An 18,412-nucleotide genomic window follows, 5' to 3' on the forward strand; every position below is an offset into this window, starting at 1 on the left:
CGTCAGAACTCGATCCCCTGCTGTGCCTTAACCCCGGCGGAGAAATGGTGCTTCGTCAGTCCCATTTCGGTGACGAGATCGGCCGCTTCGACGAGCAGCGGCTTGGCGTTGCGGCCGGTGACGATCACGTGCAGATCGTCGCGGCGCGCCTTGAGCGCCGCGACCACTTTTTCCAGGTCGAGATAATCGTAGCGCAGCGCAATGTTGAGCTCGTCGAGCACGACCAGGCTTATCGACAGATCGGCCATCAGCTCCAGCGCCTTGGCCCAGGCGGCCTCGGCGGCAGCGATATCGCGCTTGAGGTCCTGGGTTTCCCAGGTAAACCCCTCGCCCATCGCATGCCAGACGACCCGGTCGCCGAAGGCGGCAAAGGCGTCCTCCTCGCCGGTATGCCATTTGCCCTTGATGAACTGGACGACGCCGATGCGCTTGCCGTAGCCGAGCATCCTCAGCGCCAGGCCGAAGGCGGCCGTGGTCTTGCCTTTGCCCGGCCCCGTGTTGACGATGAGCAGCCCTTTCTTGATCGTCTTGCCGGCCACTTCGGCGTCCTGCACCGCCTTGCGCTTCGCCATCTTGGCGCGATGGCGCTCGGCATCCTTGTCTTCGATTTCGGCCATGTCATTTCACCTTGAGCGGCAGCCCCGCCACCATCATCAGTACATTGTCGGCAACGGCCGCTACCTGCTGGTTGAGCCGCCCGGCAGCATCGCGGAAGCGGCGCGCCAGCGCGTTGTCGGGGACGATGCCGAGCCCGACTTCGTTCGAGACCACGAACCACGGTCCGCGCGGCCGCGACAGCACGTCAGCCAGCCGCCGGCATTCGGCCTCGATGTCATGCTCGGCCAGCATGTGGTTGGTGAGCCATAGCGTCAGGCAATCGATCAGCACCGGCTGGTGGTCCGGCAGGGCCGCGATCGCGCCGACCAGATCGAGCGGCGCATCGACGGTAACCCAGCCTTCGCCGCGCCGCGACCGATGCAGCGCAATTCGCTCACGCATCTCGTCATCATAGGCCTGCGCCGTGGCGATGTAGGCCCAGGGCGACGGATGGGCGGTCGTCAGGTTCTCGGCATGCGAGCTCTTGCCCGAGCGCGCGCCGCCCAGAACGAAGGTCAGTCTCCGATCGGAAGTTTTATTGCCGCTCGCGGCTGTCACGCCGGTCATTCCCTGCCTTTTGCCTTCGGATAGATCCTGTCGCGGCCCGAAGCCGACGGCGCGCGACCTTAGCGGACCCGCTGTGGCCGGCAAACCATATTCCGCCGTGTCCAGGCGCGATTGCGGCAATGCTTTCGACGCTATGAAGCCGCAATCCGGGCGGCGACGAGCTGCTGCAACCGCCACAGATGCGCGTCATGGATGCCGCGTTGCTCCAGGTTTTTCACCGTGTTGTAGAGATAATCGGCGCCCGATCCCCAATGGCCGCAGGAGGTCGCCAACCTTTCGACAACCGCCTCCTCGCTCAACGGACCGGCATAGGTGGTACCTTGGCGGTTGATGACGAAGGCCAGCGCCCGCAGCGGACCGGCATCGCTCATCATATGGATCAGACGCGGATGATAGCTGGTCGGCTTCAGCGTCACCTCGCGCCGCAGGATCTTCTCGAGTTGCTCGCGCCGATCGCCATCGCCAAGTCGAAAGGCGACGCCCTTGCACTGACCGCCACGGTCCAGCGCCATCATAAGACCTGGACTTGCCTTGGTCCCCCGCCAGCGTGTCATGTTCATGCAGAAGGATCTGTGCCAGCCGTGCAGCAGGGCCACCCGCTCCTCGATATGCTCGATCTCGGGCTTCCAGATCAGAGAGCCGTAGCCAAACAGCCAGAGCGGTTCAGTGTCTGGAAGCTGAGCCTCCAGCTTGCGCGTCATCGCGTCATAGTCTGCGTCATCCAGATGCGCCGCGTCGGGATCGGGCCCGCTGTCCTCGACGACGCGAAAGCAGCGGGCGACAAGTTCCTCGGTAAGCGACATCGTTCTTGGCAGCATGCGCGTGACCTTAAGGTCCTCGTTCCGCCGCTACAATCGGGGAAAGCCGGCAATTGACAACAGCTTTGCCCGGGTGTCGGCTGTCGACACCCGGGAGAAGCCGATGCACCCCAATCCGAGCGGACGCGCCCCTTACAACGGCCTGACCGGCCTCCACCTGACCTTGCCGTCGGCGGCCTATTGGGATGCCGACGCCTACCGGCGCGATCTGGAGGCTATCTGGTACCGGAGCTGGCTGATGGTTTGCCGCGAGGCCGATCTCGCGGAGCCGCTTGCCTTCCGGACGGCGCGCATCGGCAGCCAGGAGATCTTGGTGCTGCGCGACGAGACCGGTGCCTTGCGCGCTTTCCACAACACCTGCCGGCATCGCGGCTCGCAGCTTTGCCAGGAAAGCGCCGGGCGGCTGAAGGCCAGGCTGCTGACCTGCCCCTACCACGCATGGTCGTATTCGCTGCGCGGCGACCTCGTGCGCGTGCCCTCGAAATCACTGCCCGAAGGCTTCGACAAGGCCGACTATCCGCTCTATCGTGTGGCCCTCTCGGTCTGGCGCGGCTTCGTCTTCGTCAACCTCGCGGAAGATGCCAGCGGTTCAGCGGAAGCTACCTTCGACCGAGGCTCCGGCGATCTTTCCAACTGGCCGCTGGAGACGCTCGTCACCGGCCACCGGCTGACCAAGGTGATGAACTGCAACTGGAAGATCTTTTGGGAAAACTTCAACGAATGCCTGCATTGCCCGGGCGTCCACAAGGATCTGTCGCGGCTGGTGCCAATCTACGGCCGCGGCCTGATGGCCAGGCATGACGATCCCGAATGGGCGCGCCACGCCGACAATGACGATCCGGAATTCTCCGGCCGCCTGCGCGCCGGGGCCGAAACCTGGTCGCGGGACGGTCACGTCCACGGCCCGGTCTTTCCGAGCCTGACCCCGGCCGAGCGCGCCGCCGGCCAGACCTACGCCACGTCGCTGCCCTCGATGTTCATCGTCGGCCATGTCGATTACATGCGCACGGTGCGGCTCGCCCCGCTTGGTCCCGAGCAAACCGAACTTACCGCCGAATGGCTGTTCGCGCCGGATGCGCTGGCTGAGACCGATATCGACAACATCGTCGCCTTCGGCACCCAGGTGCTGGAGGAAGACGCCGCGATCTGCGAGGTCAACCAGAAGGGCCTGCGCTCGATGCGCCACGAGGCCGGCGTGCTGATGCCTGAGGAATACGACCTGCACCGTTTTCACGATTGGGTGCGCGAGCGCCATGCGGCGCTCAAAACGCCTTCGGCAGATAGCGCCAGGTGATGAAGCCGCAGAAGGCGGCGAGAAGGCCGAGCGTGACGAACACCGAGCCGAGGCCGAAGAAGGTGAGCACCACCGAATAGACCAGCGGCGGCGTCAGCTCGGAAAAGTCGAGATAGGTGCGGTAGACCGCCGCCATCTGCGCCCTCTCATAAGCGCGCACCGAGCGCATGAAGGCTGTCGAGCCGAGCGCGTCGAGGGCGATGGTGAACAAGGCGCCGAACAGCAGCAGCGCGGCCGTGAGCAACGGCGCGGCCTCGCCGACGCCGCCGGCCGCACACAGCATGGCCGCCATGGCGAAATAGGCGAAGGTCATGACCCGCCGTCCGCCGAAACGCCTGCCCGCCCTGCCCCAGAAGATCGCCATGAACAAAAGCGCGTTGCCGGCCGAAACCAGCAAACCGCCGGCAAGCTTGCCCTCGCCGGTAATCACCATGAACAGCGGACCGTAGACGAAGAACGTCGTCCAGAAGCAGGAACGACCGAAGGCGATCAGCCAGGCAAGCCTCAGCCGCGGCTGCCTGACGAAGCGGCCGATATTGGCTAGCGGATTGGCCGGACGCGACTTGCCGGGCCGGATCGACTGGTTGTCGCTCAGCCGGTAGAACCAGAACAGGCAAAGCAGCGCGAACGCAAACGCGACGACCGCGCCATGCGCGGCATAGATGCCGAAATGCGTGTAGAGGAAGATGCCGAGCGTCGGCCCGCCGGTCCAGGCGAACATCGACCAGGCCATGCGCAGCGATTCCGCCTGCATGAAGTCGGTCTTGCGGATGTGGTCCATGATGTAGAGGTTGAGCGTGATCGACAGCGCGCTGGCCCCCATGACGCGACACAGCATGCCGGCAATCTGTCCCGGCAGCGTGTGGGTGACGAAGAAGGCCGAGCCGATCGCCAGAAGCACGCACCCGGCCGTGTAGACCCAGCGTCGCGCGAAGCGGCGGATGAGCACCGGCATGAACAGTGTGACCGAAAGCCCCATCAGCGACACGATGGTGTAGAGGATCGAGACGATCCGCTCATTGTGCAGGATCTCGTAGGCCTGGATCGGGATCACGCTGGAGATGGTGGCGCGGGCGAAGGATTCCACCGCATAGAGCGAGGCGAAGGTGCGCGCATCGGCCGGCCGCAGGGCCGGAAGCCAGATCGGATGGCGCACATGGGTGGACATCGGCCCTCCGGGACGTGAATCGTCGGCCAAATCTGGCCGGACCAGCCGCCGGCCAGTAGCAGGAAACCGACCCCCGGGGGCCGAAAAGCGAAGCTGTCAAAGGCTTTCCGCCGCTGGCCTAAAGCGAAATTTCATGGCTGCCATGAAACGCATTGATGGCCGCCTGCTTCAGTCGCCGGCTTGAACCGTGATAGTCGTTTGACACGACTGAATCGGATTGCCAGACGATGAGCCTTCAAACGACGAGCAAACCCGTCCAGGACGCGCCCAAACAGGGCCGCATCGCCGCCTTCGACATCCTGCGCGGCGTTGCGCTGATCGCGATGGCGAGCTACCATTTCACCTGGGACCTCGAAAATTTCGGCTACACCGCCCCGGCCCTCACCGCTTTCGGCTGGTGGAAGTTCTATGCGCGCTGCATCGCCTCGACCTTCCTGTTCCTGGTCGGCGTCAGCCTGTTCCTCGCCCATGGCAGGAAAATCCGCTGGCCGGGCTTCTGGAAACGCCTCGCCATGGTCGCCGTCGCGGCGGCGGCCATTTCCGCCGTCACTTATTTCGTCACGCCGGACGGCTTCATCTTCTTCGGCATCCTGCACGAGATCGCGCTGGCCAGCCTGCTCGGTCTGGCCTTTCTCAGGCTGCCGTGGCTGCTGACGGCAATCATTGCCGCGGCCGTCATTGCAGCACCCTATTACCTGCGGTCGGAGTTTTTCGACCATCCGGCGCTTTGGTGGGTCGGCCTCTCGGTCACCAATCCGCGTTCCAACGATTATGTGCCGCTCTTTCCCTGGTTCGGCCCCGTTTTGCTGGGGATCGCGGCGGTCAAACTTGCTTCAGCGTCAGGCCTGCTCGCCCGTCTAGGAACCTGGATACCCGGTCGCTGGTCGAACCCGCTGATCTTCATCGGCCGGCACAGCCTCGCCTTCTACCTCATCCACCAGCCGCTTCTCTTCGGCTCGGTGTGGCTGTTCTCGCAGGTCATGCCCTCCGCCCCCCAGGACAAGGAAGCCGGCTTCCTGCCGGCCTGCCAGGCGCAGTGCGAACAGCAGCGGGACAGCAAGTTCTGTTCCAGCTATTGTAGCTGCATGCTGGACACGCTGAAGGGCGAAGGGTCTCTCGACAAGCTCTTTAGCAACGACCAGTCCAGCGTCTGGAAATCGCATCTGGCCGACCTGGCGGAAACCTGCACCGCCGCGACCGAGGACCGGATGGAGGGAGGGCAGCAATGACGGGCATCGCAAAGCCCAGACACGGGATCATTCCCTGGCCGCCGGTGATCTATGTCGCGGCGATTGCGGCGAGCATCGTGCTCGGCATGCTCTACCCGCTGCCCTGGATCGGCGACATTTTTGGCGATCTCATGTTCGGTGTCGGCTGGGTGGCGCTGTTCGGCGTCGCCATGCTCTGGATCACCGCGATCCGCGTCATGTTCAAGGCCAGGACAACGCTCGACCCCAATGCCGAGCCCGACCATCTGGTGACGTCCGGTCCCTTCGGCATTACCCGCAACCCGATGTATCTCGCCAACACGCTGCTGCTGATCGGCGTCGCCTTCGTCACCGGCATCGCCTGGTTCCTGATCTTCGCCTTCCTCGCCGCCTTCGCGACGCAGAAGCTGGCGATCGAGAAGGAGGAAAAGATCCTGACAGCGAAGTTCGGCAAGAAGTACCGCGACTATGCCAAGCGAGTGCGGCGCTGGATTTGAAGCCTGCGTGACCCTGGGATCGTCACGCGCCGCCCTCTAGACTAGATGCAGCAAGAAGCGAAGCGACGCGCAGACCCGTGGGATGGCGACCGCCAGCCATTCACCCGCCAACCAGTTCCGCCGTCGTCGTCATCCGCGCGCCCTGCTTCTCGAATGCCTGGTTGTGGCGGGCGATGATGTCGGGCGCCCTTTCCTTGTCGCTGTCCAGCGTCGAATGCGCATCGGAGACCACGGTGACGCCGAGCCCTTCTGCCAAAGCGCCCTTCACGGTGGCGGCGACGCAGAAATCGGTCTGGGCGCCGATCAGCACGACGTCGCGCGCGCCCTGCCCGGCTACCCATTCGGCCAGTTCGGGGTTGGAGAAGGCGTTGCCGGCGCGCTTTCCGAAGGTCGGCTCGTCGGCGGCCTGGCCGAGCAGCGGCCACACCGGCCAGCCGGAGGCGCCAGGCGCCAGCGGATCGCCCTGCGGCCCGTCATGGCGCACGAACGCCACCTTGCGGCCGGAGTGGCGCGCCCAGTCGATCAGCGCGCGCGTGCGCTCTGCGATGGCGTCGGCGTCATGGATCGGCGGATCGAAACGGCCGTCGAACATGCCGGTCTGCAGGTCGATGACGATAAGCGGTGCAGCGGGGGACGGGGTGGTCTCTGGCATGGCGGCGAAGATAGCGTGGGTAGGGGATGGGTCAAGGCGGGAGCGCCCTCTCCTTCTCCCCTTGTTGCGGGAGAAGGGAGAGGCCTTACCCAATCCCGCCCGTCACGACATACGCGCCGGCAGTTCGCCCATCGGCCGACCTCACAATAGCCGTGACGATCGAGCCATAAGCGCCGCGCCAGACGCTATGAAAACCTTGATGCGTTGAGGCTGGCACGACGACCCGGCCAGTGTGGCGGCAGCCCTTCGCCCGCATGAGAACCGGCTCGCCGTTGACATGAACTTTGACGGTCGCCGGTTCCTTCGCGTCGACATCCAGCGTGATCGCGATTTCGTCAGTGCCGCCTGAGCGGGTCGTCTCCGCGCTCAGCGTGAAGCTGAGTGGTGCGTCGCCAGCACTGCCTGCCCTGCCCTCGAACACATCATCGGCCAGCGCCGGCGTGCGCGTCGGGACGGTGCGGCGCTTTGTGGCGCGCTCATAGTCGCCGGCGAGGCTGAGCAGCGCGACATCATCATAGGCCTTGCCTGCAAAAGTCAGGCCGACCGGCATGCCGATATCGGCCATGGTGCCCAACGGCACCGTCACCGTTGGGATGCCGAGATGGCGCCAGACGAGATTGCCGTTGGCGACCCAGGTGCCGTTGCGCCAGGCAAGCACGGCGGAAGCCTCGTTGACGTCGGCGTCAGCCGGGCCGACATCAGCGACGGCCGGCAGCACAACGGCATCGAGGCCATTGGCGTCGAGCCACGCCTCGAAATCGATGCGGCGCGTTGCCTCCAGGCCTTTCAGCCCCGCCTCGATGGCGGGAATTTCCGCGAGCGGCGCTACGCCTCGCCTGGCACGTTCGACATAGTGCGCCAGGTCGAAATCGGCATCGCCAAAGCGGTCGGGCAGCGCGCCCGGCGGCTGCGGGAAGATCTTCTTGCCATCGACGGAAGCGAGATCGGGAATGGCCGGGTCGGCATTGGCGCGCAGGAAATCATCCCACGACCAGATCGACAGCTCCCAGATCTCGCGATCGGCGAAGTCCGGCGGCACCAGCCCGCGATCGACCATCGACAGTGCGCCCGGGCGGTCGCGCTCGTAATTGGAAACGACGGGAAAATCGACCTCGACCACCTCGGCGCCGAGCGCTTCGAGGTCGCGCGGCGCCTGCTGCCAGAGCTCCAGCACCGAAGCGCGCGTCTCGATCGGCCGCTCTGCTTCGCTATCCTTCCCGATATACATTTTCGGCACACCGAGCCGCTTGCCCTCGAGCGCACCCTGCAGCGAAAGCCCTGTATAGCTCGCCGGCCTGAGCGCGGAGGCTTTCGGAATCTCGACCCAAGGCTGCACGCGCCAGAAATCGCCGCGCGCCTCCCGGTCGTCGGCAACAATGATGTCGAGCAGTTCCAGCATGTCGGGAATGCTCCGGGTATGCGGCACCACCACATCCATGGTCGGCACCAGGGGCCAGTTGCCGCGCGCCGAGATCACGCCACGCGACGGGGTGTAGGCGACCAAAGCATTGTTGGAGGCAGGCGCCCGGCCGGACGACCAGGTTTCCTCGCCGAGCCCGAAGGCGGCGAAAGACGCGGCGGTCGCCGTGCCGGAGCCGTTGGACGAGCCGGAACCGAAGGCGGCGGTAAGGAAATCCTTGTTGTACGGGCTCTCGGCGCGGCCATAGACACCGCGCTGCATGCCGCCATTGGCCATCGGCGGCATGTTGGTGAGGCCGATCAGCACCGCGCCCGCGGCGCGCAGCCGGGCGATGGTGAAAGCATCCTCGTTGGCCGTCAGATGCTCAAAGGCCGGCGAGCCGGCGGCGACCGTCAGGCCCTTCACCTTGTAACTGTCCTTGGCGGTGTAGGGGATGCCGTCCAGCGGCCCGAGCGTCTTGCCCGCGCGGCGGCGCCGGTCGGACGCTTCCGCCTCCTCGAACATTTTTGGATTGAGGACGGGGACCGCGTTCAGCGCGATGCCGTGACGGTCAAAGTGGGCGATGCGCCTGAGATAGGCTGCGACCAGTTCGACGCTGGTGACGGTGCCGCCTTCCAGCGCGAGGCGCAGGTCGGCGATCGAGGCTTCGACGAGGTGGAGTAACGTCATGGGTTTCTAAGCGGCAACCTTGCGAGCCCATTGCCAGAAAGGATCATCAGAATAATCGTCGTCTGTACCCGCTGTCTGCCCGACAATCTCTGAGGCAGTTTTCGGGATTTGAACCCCAAAGCTGGTTTCGACCCAATGCCGGAACTCGAAAGGCGGACGGTATGGATCGCTCGAATATTCCTCCGCGTAAGCGTCTTCGGGTGTAAGGTCGAAAAGATGCGGCCAGCATGTTTCCTCATAGCCGATAGCTAAAAAGCGTAGGAGATCGACGGCATCGTTCGCCAGCACACAGGCGAGCGTGGAACCGGACCCAGAGCCCATATGCACGAAGCGTTGCCGTCCGCTATCGTCCAGCCAAAGCCCCGCGAAGGATCCATCGGCACCCGTCGCGACAAATGGCGCTAGCCTGCTCGTGACTGAAGCGTCGTGATTGCCGAGCCAGTATCCCGCGTGGCTGGAATCAACCTTGGTGAAGTGGGCATATGCCGAGCGCAATGCTCGCGGCACGCTCGCAGGATAAAGTCCGCAGTAGCGAATTGCTTCCTGCTGGACAAAGCCATTTTGCTCCATCCAACGAAGTGCTGTCCTGATCTCTTCAGGAAGGGGCAGTGCAGCCGGGAGCGATCCTTCAACCTCGTCCAAGAAGCTGTTCATGGCTGCCTACCAGATGATTGATGCTCGTTGGCATTCTGCCAATCTCTGCCCTGCCGGACATTTCCCCGCAAGGGAAGATCAGCCGTCATGCCGACTTTCGTCAATCTTTAAGGTTGCGATTGCTCCGGCGCACCGGCAAACAGCACCGTCCCATCCCCGCCCGCCGCAGGCTAGTCGCGGATGGTGCGACGGCGGTTACTTCAGTAGAACGCTGTCCCCGGAAACAGAACGGCCCGTCCTGGCCGCTTACTTGACGGGAACTTGTCACATGAGATTATCGGACGGGATTTTCGAGGAGAGCAATCGCATGAAGAAGACTTACGAAAAGCCTGTTTTCGTCCGCAAGGGCAAGCTTTCTGCGATTGTGGCCGGTTCGCCGGCTCCACAGTGATCGAGAGACCCGAAGCCTGGTCTTTCAACAATCCCCGCCACGGCGGGGATTTGTGTTTTCTCACCCCAGTTCCACCCACACCGGCGCATGATCGCTGGGATTTTCCCCTCCCCGCACTTCGCGGTCGATGCCCGCCGCTTTCAGCTTTCGCACCAGCTTCTTCGACAAAAGGACGTGGTCGAGCCGCAAGCCCGCGTCGCGCGGCCAGCGGTTCCGGCGGTAGTCCCAGAAGGTGTAGAGCCTCTCCTCCTTCGGGAAGACTTTGCGCAGCGCGTCCGTCCAGCCCTGCTCGATCAGCGCTGCAAAGGCGGCGCGGCTTTGCGGCTGCACCAGCGCGTTGTCGTCATAGGAGCGGGTTTGGTAGATGTCGCGCGGCTCGGGCACGATGTTGAAGTCGCCGGCGAGCACCACCGGCAGACCGGTGTCGAGAAGCTCAGCGGCGTGCGCAGCGAAGCGTTCGTGCCAGGCGAGCTTGTAGTCGAATTTCGGCCCCGGTTGCGGGTTGCCGTTGGGCGCATAGAGGCAGGCAATGACGACGCCGTCGACCGCCGCTTCGATATAACGCGCCTGGCGGTCGGCATCATCGCCGGGCAGCGCCTCGCGCGTCAGCACGGGTTCGGCTCCCTTTGCCAGGATGGCGACGCCGTTCCAGGTCGGCTCGCCTCTCCACACCGCGCCGTAGCCGGCCTTGGCAAGCCGGGTCAATGGGAATTGGGTGTCGCGGGATTTCAGCTCCTGAAGGCAGACGACATCAGGCTTTGCCGTGGCGAGCCAGGCGAGCAGGTTTTCAAGCCGGCTGTTGATGTTGTTGATGTTGAAGGTGGCGAGTTTCATCTTCGAATGCCGAAGGCGCCTCTAGCTTCGTCGTCCTCGGGCTTGACCCGAGGATCCATTCCGTGACTGTCGCCGAGGAACGTAGCGGGCCAGAATTCTGAACCGCTGCAACGCCTTAGCGTCACGGAGTGGATTCTAGGGTCTGCGCGCGTCGCTTCGCTCCTTGCTCCGCCCTAGAATGTCGAAGCCGATGGCTGCGCGAATTTTGCCGCTATCGTCTCCGCTACCGTCTTCAAATGATCCGCCGTCGAAAAGCCCGAGATCGCCTTGCGCGGTTTCAAATCATGATCGCCATCCTCCAGCCAGACCACCTCTATCGCCGGGGACAGGCCGTAGGTGGCGACCTCGTTCTTCGTTCCGAACTCGTCGCGGGTGCCCTGGAAGATCAGCGTCGGCGTCTTCAGGTCAAGGAGATGCTTTGTCCGCAACTGCTCCGGCTTGCCCGGCGGATGGAACGGATAGCCGAGGCAGACCAGCCCCACGATCTCGCGCTTGGAGAACATCTCGTCGGCGACCATGGAGGCGACGCGGCCGCCCATCGACTTGCCGCCGATGATCAGCTTGCCGGTCACGCCCTTGGCGCGCAGATCGGCGACCGCCTTGATGTATTCGGGGTTGACCGTTTCGGCGCGCGGCGGCGGCTTGCGGTGGCCGTAGCGGCGCGCCGCCATGTAGTGGAACTCGAAGCGCGCGACCTGAAAACCGGCTGCGGCGAGCGCCTTGGCCGTTGCGGTCATCGAGGGCGAGTCCATCGACGCACCGGCGCCATGCGCGAGCAGGATGGTGACGGGGGCGGTGTCGAAGCCGTCGAAGAGGAAGTGGGTCATGGGTGCGCCAACTTCTCCTTCTCCCTTTGTGGGAGAAGGTGGCCGAGCGAAGCTCGGACGGATGAGGGGTGCTCCAGCTTGGCGGGCAAGCCCGTCGATATCCTTACTTGCGACAAGGTCACCAGCGCCTCATTCCTTCCAGCACCCCTCATCCGTCTCGGCGCTATCGCGCCGATCCACCTTCTCCCACAAGGGGAGAAGGAAGAAGCGCTACCCCGCCGTGCGCGCCATGTGCAGATCCACGAATTGGATTCCCTTCTGCGCAGTCCGCGCCCATTCGGACTCCGCGTCCAGTTCTAGATAGCGAACCCACAACCGCCGCGCTTCCATCAGATTACCCGCATCGAATTCCAGCCGGGCGAGATTGAACACCGGGTCGGCATAGGTCTTGTCGAGCGCGATCGCCTTCTGCAGATGGCGCCTTGCCGACGCAACCTTACCCTCGTCGCTCATCAGCCCAGCGAGGTTGAACCAGGCTTCGACGAAGCCGGGATCGAGCTTGATCGCCCGCGCATAGTCATGCGCGGCCTCCGCCACGCGGCCGCCGCCGCGCAGGCAGTTGGCGCGGTTGAAGGCGGCGATCGCATCCTTCGGGTCGATCGCCAGGCAGCGCTGGTAGAGGGCTGCCGCGTCGTCGTGGCACCCCTCCTCTTCCGCGCTTTCAGCCTCCGCGAACAGCTCCTCCAGCGTGTCATCTTCCGGAGTGCCGAGGTCGAACAACAACTGACCGTCGAGCTCGCTCCGGCCTTCGTCGAGATAGATCGCGTCCGGGCGGCCATGCTGCGAGCCGAGATTGAGCGACTTGGCGGTGAGCGAGGCAACCGGGCCGGAGCGGTGCACGGAGCGCGCAATGGCGCCCCAGCTGGCGCCGCTGGCAATCAGCCCGGCATATTTGCGCGCCAGGATCAGGTCGCGGAAGGAATAGGGTTCGCCGTCATGCTCGAAGGCGTCGAACAGCGACAGCATGTCAAGATCGTCACCGGAGAGCCGCGACTGGTCGATCAGCGACTGGCGGGACAGCGACGAGGCGTCGGGCGCCTTCATCAGACCGAGCAGGTGCAGAAAACCGTTCTCGCTGATGAGCTGGCGACCGGCTTCGCGCTCGGCCTTCGCGCGGCGTTCAATCTCGGCGTCGCCGGCCTTTGCCAATCCTGACTTGGCAAGCAGTACCCGGCCGAACACAACATGAGAGGTGCGGCGGGTGACGCCGCGCCTGAGCTCCGCGTGGCGGCGCTCGACCTCGCGCGCGGCGAGCCGCAAGGGAAAGGCGGCCAGCGCGCCAACGACGCCGAAGACGGCGCCGGGAACGATCACTGGCCCTGCATTTCCCGTCACTTCTTGCTCTTGCCGACGGCCTTCAACAGGTTCGCCTTCAGCGGGTTCTCAGGCGCGCCGCCGGCAGCTGCCTTCTTGGCGGGTTTTGCCGGCGCTTCCTCGGCCTTGCTCTTCGATTTGGCCGGAGGCTTGGCCTGCTGTGACAGGCTCGCCTTCAGCGCATCCATCAGGTTGATGACGTTGCCGCGCTCGGGCGCCGCCGCGATGATCGGCTTGTGGCCTTTCAGCTTCTCGCGGATCATCGCCATCAGCGCCACCTCGTAACGATCCTCATAGTTCTTCGGATCGAAGTGGGTTTCCTTCTGCTTGATCAGCGCCATGGCAAGTTCGAGCATTTCCGGATCCGGCTTGCCGGCCGGGATGTTGCCGAAATATTCAGCCGTGCCGCGCACTTCGTTGGGATTCCTCAAGGTGCAGACGAACATGCCGTTCTCGCGCGCGCCGATCGTCACCACGCGTTCGCGGCTGGAGAGCACCAGGCGGGCGATCGCCAGCTTGCCGGACTTGCGCATTGCCTCGCGCAGCACCGCGAAGGTCTCCTCCGCCATCGCGCCGTCGGGCGCCAGGTAATAGGGCGCATCCTGGTAGATGACATCGACCTCGTCCTCGTCGACGAAGGCCTCGATGTTCATCGTGTGGTTGGATTCGATCCTGACCGCGTCGAGGTCGGCGTCATCGATGATGATGTACTGCTTGTCCTCATACTCATAACCCCGCACCAGGTCCGAGCGCTCGACCAGGCCGAGTTCCGGGTCCACAGGCTTCATGTTGATGCGGTTGTGCGTCTTCTTGTGCAGCTGATTGAACGAGATGCGCTCGCTCGCACTGGTGGCCGGGTAAAGCCGGACCGGACAGCTGACGAGGCTGAGCTTGAGGTAACCTTTCCAACTTGCCCTGGGCGCCATGATGAACTCCTACGCGGCCATGCACTGACACTATATTGGAGCATGGTCTTGTCCAAAAACCGGTTCCCACTTTTTGGGACCACGCTCTTTTGCAGCGCTTCGTCCGTAGGACGATCAGCGCCGTGGAAATCCTACACCGACCCCTCACCTTACAGCGGAATTCCTAGCGAAGTGTTTTTGGAGCAGGTTGGCGCGGAGGATAATTCAAATTGTAGGAAGCGTCGATGGAGATGGCGCGGCCCTTCCTCGCCCCGCGAAAGCGGGGGAGAGCGACTAGCGCTCGAACACCGGCAGATCCCGTGCCGCCTCATCGATCTCCGCCCAGGGATCGCCCGAGGTCTCCAACAATCCCGGCAGCGAAGCATAGTTCAGGTCCTCAGGCGCGTCGATCGTCTCCAGGTCCGCCCAGCTCACCGGCGTCGAGGCCGGCAGATTGGTGCGGGCGCGCAGCGAATAAGGCGCCGAGGAGGTGTGACCCCTCGCGTTGCGGTGGAAATCGATGAAGATGCGCTTCTTGCGGTTTTCCTTGCCCATCGTGGTCGTGAAAGTATCGGGCGCGCTGGCCGCCAGCAAAGTGGAAATCGCGCTCGAAGCCTGGTGCAGTTTCTTCCAGTTCTGCTTGCGGGTCACCGGCACGGTGATGTGGATGCCTTTGCCGCCGGAGGTCTTGGCGAACGGCACAAGCCCCAGGCTCTCCAACCCGCCCTTGATGTGGACGGCGGCTTCCACCACCTCACGCCAGGAAATTCCCTCCCCAGGGTCGAGGTCGAAGACGATCTGGTCGGGCTTGTCGAGCTTTGTCCGGTGCGTGCCCCAAGTGTGGAATTCGACGACGCCGAATTGCGCAAGCGCCAGATAGCCCTTGGCGTCCTCGACCGAGAGATAGGTCTTGGTCTCGCCTTCCGAATTGACGCTCTCGAACACCGCCACCGAGGGCGGCATGCCGGTGAAGGCATGGCGCTGGAAGAAGCAGTCCTGCGGCTTGCCGGTCGGGCAGCGCACCAGCGACACTGGGCGGCCAATGATGTGCGGCAGCATGAAATCGCCGACCAGGGCGTAATAGACGGCGATGTCGAGCTTTGTCGGGCCGGTCTTGCCGAACAGCCGCCGCTCCGGATTGGTGACCCAGATGGTTGCGAGGTCGGATTCGGCGATCAGCCGCTTGCGCTTCACCGGCACCGGCGTGGTCAGCCCGCCGACATCGCGCAACCCGCGAAAGACGCCGTGGCGGATCGCATTGTCGGCGGTGCGGTTCGAATAGCGGATGCGCGCCGACAGCAGCGGCTTCACCCAGTGCATTTCGCGCATGATCTCGCGCGGCACGCCTTCGGGCGGCGTGGCGCCCGCCGTCAGCCGCTCCAGGCGGGCGAGCAGATCATTCGCCATGTCGCTGTCGAAGCCGGTGCCGACCTTGCCGCGATAGTGCAGCTCGCCATTCTCGAATTCGGCCATGCCGAGCGCCGCCAGGCCCTCCGCCCGGTCGGAGACGGTGTAGCCGGCGATCACGAAATCGTCCGTCTTTTGCGCCTTCACCTTGGTCCAGCTCTTGGTGCGGCCGCTGACATAGATGGCGTTGGCGCGCTTGGAGACGACGCCTTCCAGCCCAAGGTCCGAGGCCTGCTCGTAGAGCCCCCGCCCGTCGCCCTCGACATGGTCGCTGTATTGGATCGCGGCGTTGGCGGCCTGGCCGGCGAGCAGCTCTTCAAGCAAGGCTTTTCGCTTCTGCAGCGGCACCTTGCGCAGGTCCCAGCCGTCGAGGTGGAGCAGGTCGAAGGCATAGAAATGCAATTTCGAGCCGGCACCTTCGGCCAGCGCGTCCTGCAGCAGCGCAAAGCGCGAGATGCCCTTGTCGTCGAGCACCATGATCTCGCCGTCGACGATCGCTTGGGCAACCGGCAGGCGCGAGAAGGCCTGCGGGAGGTCGCCGTAGCGTTTCGTCCAATCGATGCCGCCGCGGGTGATCAGCCGTACGTCGCCATCCACGACATGCGCCATGGTGCGGTAGCCGTCGAATTTGATCTCGTGCAGCCAGAGCTCCCCGGTGCGCTCAGCGGGATCGTCGCCGCCCGGTGGCTTCTCGACCTGCGTGGCAAGCTGCGGCTCGATGCGGCTCGGCGGGTCGGCCCTGACCGCGCCGGGCAGCGCGCCCGGCTTCAGCGAGCCGCGTTGAGGCGGCAGCCGCCGCGGTTTCTTCGTCGGCACCGCCAGTTCCTCGATGCGGCGGCCCGACTTCACACTCTCCGGTCGCGCTTCGAGAATGTCGAGCTTGGTGTCGGCGGCGAGATCGCGCTCCTTGAAGAGCAGCCAGTTCTTCTTGTTCTCGTCTTCGCCGGGCTTGGGCTTGAGACGCGTCAGCATCCAGCCGCCGTTGAGCTTCTGCCCAGCCAGGCGGAACTTGAAGGCGCCGGTTCGGAGGCTTTTCTCGACGTCCTCCATCGGCGCCCAGGTGCCGGTGTCCCAGACGATCATCGGCCCGCCGCCATATTCACCCTCGGGGATCACGCCCTCGAAGTCGATATATTCGATGGGATGGTCCTCGGTCTCGACGGCGAGGCGCTTGTCGGCCGGGTTGAGCGACGGCCCGCGCGGAACCGCCCAGCTTTTGAGCACGCCGCCGACTTCGAGACGCAGGTCGTAGTGGTCGGCGGTGGCGTGGTGCTTGTGGACGACGAAGCGGTTGCCGCCCTCACCGGCCATGCCGCCCGCGGGCTCGGGGGTGCGGGAGAATTCGCGCTTGGCGCGGTAGGAGGTGAGCTTGGCGGGCATGAGTCAGGCGGCGAGGCGCAGAGCAGATAGTGGCAAAGGCTGCGTTCCGTCACACCCCCTTCTGTCCTGCCGGACATCTCCCCCGCAACGGGGGAGATCAGATGTCGCGTTGGCTTTCGCCATTCTCCTACGTTGCAGGATGGGCGCTGCCAAAGAAGCTGCTAATCTCCCCCCTTGCGGGGGAGATGTCCGGCAGGACAGAGGGGGGTGCTGTCCCGCCAGCATTTCGGATTTTCCTATGTCACCGCAAATCGAGAAACCGGGATCAATCGTCAATCGCCGGCGTCAATTCGAGCTCGGCGGGCGTCAGCCCTTGCCGCAGCTGGCTCAGCCGGAACTCGTCGACCCAGTAGGCTTCGCCGTCGACCAAGACGCGGGCGCTGTAGGTGCCGCCGGAAAATCGCTGCGCGGTGACATAGACCTTGTGGCGGTCGAGCGCGCTCTTCACCGCGGCGCGGCGGGAATTCTCTCTGGCGACGGGACTGGCCATGGCCTCACTCGAACACGCAGCCGCTGGAGATGCGGCTGCCGATAAGCATGGCGGAGAGCGTAAGGCGAGTCAATTTGCGAAGCCGGATGCTCATTCAGCGCGCCCGCAGTCGCCGCCAGCGCTGCATGAATTCCTGCGCGAGTTTGAACAGGCGCGGGTGATCGCGCACGAAGGCGACGCCCTGGCCGCGGTATTTGATGGCCTCGCTCGCGGCCATGCCCTTCAGCGTGATGCCATAGCAAAGTTCGGACAGCACCGCCTTCACCGCGCCCATATGTTCCTTGTAGCTCTGGTTGCCCACCGACAGGTCGAAATAGTCGAAGCCAGCGCCTCGCCCCCACCGGATCAGTTCGCCCATGACGCAAAGCCCGGGCGAAACGTTGGGCACCGCGCCCTGGTCGATCGCGACCAAAAGCGCATGCAAAGTGCCCTGATGGACCGCCAGGTATTGCACCGCGACCACGACATCGCCGGCGCGCAGACCGAAGATCCGCACCGAACCGTCCGTCAGGCCGCGATGCGCGGCGTCGCGGTAGAAATCGACGACCGCCGGCTGCGCCATGAGATCGAACCGGCCGAGCTCGCGAAAACGGCTGAGCCGCAGCTCGACCAGCTTGCCGAAGATGGAGTCGACAAGGGCCGGCGTGTCGGCTTCCACCAGGGCCAGGCCGCCATTGCGGTCAAGGCGGCGCAGGTCCTTGTTGAGCGCCTTGACGAAGGACGGGCGGCAGATGCGCTTGACGACGGTCTCGGCGTCGCCGTCCATGGCGATGCCATAGTGCGAGTGGATGGAATCGCGCGCAGCCGAAAGCAGCGCCAGCGGATTGGCGATGCCGCCGACCTCTTTCGGGATACCGACGATGTGGATGCGGTCGGCCGGCGGCAGCACGGAAAGCACAGCCGCCCAGGCGGCTTCGGCTGATTGCCTGGTCCAGGGCGCCCCGTCGGCAAGCAGCGGCGCTGCATAGTCGCACACCCCGCAGCTCAGCCACTCGATCACCCAATGGTGGAACGCACGGCGCCGCATCAGCGGCACCAGCATCACCGGTTCGCCCGTCGCGGCGTCGCGGAGCTCGACGATGGCAAGCTCGGCCTTCTGGGGCAAAAGCCGTTCGACGATGCCTTCGGCCCAGGCGAAATGCTGGTGGCCGGTGCACACGCCGCTGGTCTCAAGACGCAGCCAGAGCGGCCTGACCGCTTCAAGACTGGTGTGCAGCTGCGCCACGTAGGCGCCGCTGACGGCATGCGGTGCCGCCTCCTCCTCGGCCAGGCCGGTCGTCATCGCGGCTATCGGCATTGCCTGGCTTGCCACATCATTCT

At 64.5% G+C, this 18,412-nt stretch carries 18 protein-coding genes; 4 read left to right on the plus strand and 14 right to left on the minus strand.

Annotated features, from left to right (window positions below; genetic code table 11):
* Positions 1 to 2: 2 nt before the first annotated feature.
* The 3 genes from cobO to EN869_RS18615 form a co-directional block, all read right to left on the minus strand.
* Positions 3 to 617 (minus strand): cob(I)yrinic acid a,c-diamide adenosyltransferase, encoded by a 615-nt coding sequence (gene cobO, locus EN869_RS18605; protein WP_127226975.1) that lies wholly within the window; start codon positions 615 to 617, stop codon positions 3 to 5.
* Position 618: 1 nt separating this feature from the next.
* A complete protein-coding gene (cobU, locus tag EN869_RS18610; RefSeq protein ID WP_127226974.1) occupies positions 619 to 1,164 on the minus strand; it encodes a bifunctional adenosylcobinamide kinase/adenosylcobinamide-phosphate guanylyltransferase in 546 nt (181 codons plus the stop codon).
* A 131-nt stretch (positions 1,165 to 1,295) separates the two neighbouring features.
* Positions 1,296 to 1,982 (minus strand): gamma-glutamylcyclotransferase, encoded by a 687-nt coding sequence (locus EN869_RS18615; protein ID WP_127226973.1) that lies wholly within the window; start codon positions 1,980 to 1,982, stop codon positions 1,296 to 1,298.
* Between the two features lie 103 nt (positions 1,983 to 2,085).
* Here EN869_RS18615 and EN869_RS18620 point away from each other — a divergent pair, with 103 nt between their 5' ends.
* A complete protein-coding gene (locus tag EN869_RS18620; RefSeq protein WP_127227238.1) occupies positions 2,086 to 3,276 on the plus strand; it encodes an aromatic ring-hydroxylating dioxygenase subunit alpha in 1,191 nt (396 codons plus the stop codon).
* Here the strand turns inward: EN869_RS18620 and EN869_RS18625 are convergent.
* Positions 3,245 to 4,444 (minus strand): MFS transporter, encoded by a 1,200-nt coding sequence (locus tag EN869_RS18625; protein ID WP_127226972.1) that lies wholly within the window; start codon positions 4,442 to 4,444, stop codon positions 3,245 to 3,247. The two genes, EN869_RS18620 and EN869_RS18625, sit on opposite strands and share 32 nt — an antisense overlap.
* Positions 4,445 to 4,671: 227 nt before the next feature.
* Between EN869_RS18625 and EN869_RS18630 the strand changes: the two genes are divergently transcribed.
* On the plus strand, positions 4,672 to 5,673 hold the full coding sequence (locus tag EN869_RS18630) for a DUF1624 domain-containing protein (protein WP_127226971.1): 1,002 nt from the start codon (positions 4,672 to 4,674) through the stop codon (positions 5,671 to 5,673).
* A complete protein-coding gene (locus EN869_RS18635) occupies positions 5,670 to 6,149 on the plus strand; it encodes an isoprenylcysteine carboxylmethyltransferase family protein (RefSeq protein WP_127226970.1) in 480 nt (159 codons plus the stop codon). Before EN869_RS18630 ends, EN869_RS18635 begins: the two co-directional genes overlap by 4 nt.
* Positions 6,150 to 6,249: 100 nt before the next feature.
* Here the strand turns inward: EN869_RS18635 and EN869_RS18640 are convergent, their stop codons facing one another.
* The 3 genes from EN869_RS18640 to EN869_RS18650 all read right to left on the minus strand — a co-directional run bounded on the left by EN869_RS18640 (position 6,250) and on the right by EN869_RS18650 (position 9,544).
* Positions 6,250 to 6,801, minus strand: coding sequence for an isochorismatase family protein (locus EN869_RS18640; protein ID WP_127226969.1), 552 nt, complete (start codon positions 6,799 to 6,801; stop codon positions 6,250 to 6,252).
* 85 nt (positions 6,802 to 6,886) lie between these two features.
* Entirely contained in the window at positions 6,887 to 8,890 is a 2,004-nt protein-coding gene (locus EN869_RS18645; protein ID WP_127226968.1) for an amidase, read from the minus strand.
* 6 nt (positions 8,891 to 8,896) lie between these two features.
* Positions 8,897 to 9,544, minus strand: coding sequence for a hypothetical protein (locus tag EN869_RS18650; RefSeq protein ID WP_127226967.1), 648 nt, complete (start codon positions 9,542 to 9,544; stop codon positions 8,897 to 8,899).
* Between EN869_RS18650 and EN869_RS35090 the strand changes: the two genes are divergently transcribed.
* Positions 9,543 to 9,935, plus strand: a complete 393-nt coding sequence (locus EN869_RS35090) for a hypothetical protein (protein ID WP_245489326.1) — start codon at positions 9,543 to 9,545, stop codon at positions 9,933 to 9,935. The genes EN869_RS18650 and EN869_RS35090 overlap by 2 nt on opposite strands.
* A 60-nt stretch (positions 9,936 to 9,995) precedes the next feature.
* Here EN869_RS35090 and xth read toward each other — a convergent pair whose 3' ends face one another.
* The 7 genes from xth to EN869_RS18690 form a co-directional block, all read right to left on the minus strand.
* Positions 9,996 to 10,769, minus strand: a complete 774-nt coding sequence (gene xth / locus EN869_RS18660; RefSeq protein ID WP_127226966.1) for an exodeoxyribonuclease III — start codon at positions 10,767 to 10,769, stop codon at positions 9,996 to 9,998.
* 173 nt (positions 10,770 to 10,942) lie between these two features.
* Positions 10,943 to 11,596: an alpha/beta fold hydrolase gene (locus EN869_RS18665; protein ID WP_127226965.1), complete on the minus strand. Its 654-nt coding sequence runs from the start codon at positions 11,594 to 11,596 to the stop codon at positions 10,943 to 10,945.
* A 210-nt stretch (positions 11,597 to 11,806) separates the two neighbouring features.
* On the minus strand, positions 11,807 to 12,931 hold the full coding sequence (locus EN869_RS18670; protein ID WP_245489325.1) for a tetratricopeptide repeat protein: 1,125 nt from the start codon (positions 12,929 to 12,931) through the stop codon (positions 11,807 to 11,809).
* Positions 12,928 to 13,836, minus strand: coding sequence for a Ku protein (locus EN869_RS18675; protein ID WP_127226964.1), 909 nt, complete (start codon positions 13,834 to 13,836; stop codon positions 12,928 to 12,930). The genes EN869_RS18670 and EN869_RS18675 overlap by 4 nt, the downstream gene beginning before the upstream one ends.
* A gap of 273 nt (positions 13,837 to 14,109) precedes the next feature.
* Positions 14,110 to 16,602 (minus strand): DNA ligase D, encoded by a 2,493-nt coding sequence (gene ligD, locus EN869_RS18680; RefSeq protein ID WP_127226963.1) that lies wholly within the window; start codon positions 16,600 to 16,602, stop codon positions 14,110 to 14,112.
* 265 nt (positions 16,603 to 16,867) lie between these two features.
* Positions 16,868 to 17,092: a hypothetical protein gene (locus EN869_RS18685; protein WP_127226962.1), complete on the minus strand. Its 225-nt coding sequence runs from the start codon at positions 17,090 to 17,092 to the stop codon at positions 16,868 to 16,870.
* A gap of 94 nt (positions 17,093 to 17,186) precedes the next feature.
* A complete protein-coding gene (locus EN869_RS18690) occupies positions 17,187 to 18,404 on the minus strand; it encodes a GNAT family N-acetyltransferase (protein WP_245489324.1) in 1,218 nt (405 codons plus the stop codon).
* Positions 18,405 to 18,412: the final 8 nt, after the last annotated feature.

The sequence above is a fragment of the Mesorhizobium sp. M2D.F.Ca.ET.226.01.1.1 genome, from assembly GCF_004022705.2.
Classification (GTDB): domain Bacteria; phylum Pseudomonadota; class Alphaproteobacteria; order Rhizobiales; family Rhizobiaceae; genus Mesorhizobium.

What these genes read in the sequence shown, in the direction of transcription:
- cobO (WP_127226975.1), bottom strand. Translation starts at nt 617, where the DNA reads ATGGCCGAAATCGAAGACAAGGATGCCGAGCGCCATCGCGCCAAGATG.
- cobU (WP_127226974.1), bottom strand. Translation starts at nt 1,164, where the DNA reads ATGACCGGCGTGACAGCCGCGAGCGGCAATAAAACTTCCGATCGGAGA.
- EN869_RS18615 (WP_127226973.1), bottom strand. Translation starts at nt 1,982, where the DNA reads ATGCTGCCAAGAACGATGTCGCTTACCGAGGAACTTGTCGCCCGCTGC.
- EN869_RS18620 (WP_127227238.1), top strand. Translation starts at nt 2,086, where the DNA reads ATGCACCCCAATCCGAGCGGACGCGCCCCTTACAACGGCCTGACCGGC.
- EN869_RS18625 (WP_127226972.1), bottom strand. Translation starts at nt 4,444, where the DNA reads ATGTCCACCCATGTGCGCCATCCGATCTGGCTTCCGGCCCTGCGGCCG.
- EN869_RS18630 (WP_127226971.1), top strand. Translation starts at nt 4,672, where the DNA reads ATGAGCCTTCAAACGACGAGCAAACCCGTCCAGGACGCGCCCAAACAG.
- EN869_RS18635 (WP_127226970.1), top strand. Translation starts at nt 5,670, where the DNA reads ATGACGGGCATCGCAAAGCCCAGACACGGGATCATTCCCTGGCCGCCG.
- EN869_RS18640 (WP_127226969.1), bottom strand. Translation starts at nt 6,801, where the DNA reads ATGCCAGAGACCACCCCGTCCCCCGCTGCACCGCTTATCGTCATCGAC.
- EN869_RS18645 (WP_127226968.1), bottom strand. Translation starts at nt 8,890, where the DNA reads ATGACGTTACTCCACCTCGTCGAAGCCTCGATCGCCGACCTGCGCCTC.
- EN869_RS35090 (WP_245489326.1), top strand. Translation starts at nt 9,543, where the DNA reads ATGGCTGCCTACCAGATGATTGATGCTCGTTGGCATTCTGCCAATCTC.
- EN869_RS18650 (WP_127226967.1), bottom strand. Translation starts at nt 9,544, where the DNA reads ATGAACAGCTTCTTGGACGAGGTTGAAGGATCGCTCCCGGCTGCACTG.
- xth (WP_127226966.1), bottom strand. Translation starts at nt 10,769, where the DNA reads ATGAAACTCGCCACCTTCAACATCAACAACATCAACAGCCGGCTTGAA.
- EN869_RS18665 (WP_127226965.1), bottom strand. Translation starts at nt 11,596, where the DNA reads ATGACCCACTTCCTCTTCGACGGCTTCGACACCGCCCCCGTCACCATC.
- EN869_RS18675 (WP_127226964.1), bottom strand. Translation starts at nt 13,836, where the DNA reads ATGGCGCCCAGGGCAAGTTGGAAAGGTTACCTCAAGCTCAGCCTCGTC.
- ligD (WP_127226963.1), bottom strand. Translation starts at nt 16,602, where the DNA reads ATGCCCGCCAAGCTCACCTCCTACCGCGCCAAGCGCGAATTCTCCCGC.
- EN869_RS18685 (WP_127226962.1), bottom strand. Translation starts at nt 17,092, where the DNA reads ATGGCCAGTCCCGTCGCCAGAGAGAATTCCCGCCGCGCCGCGGTGAAG.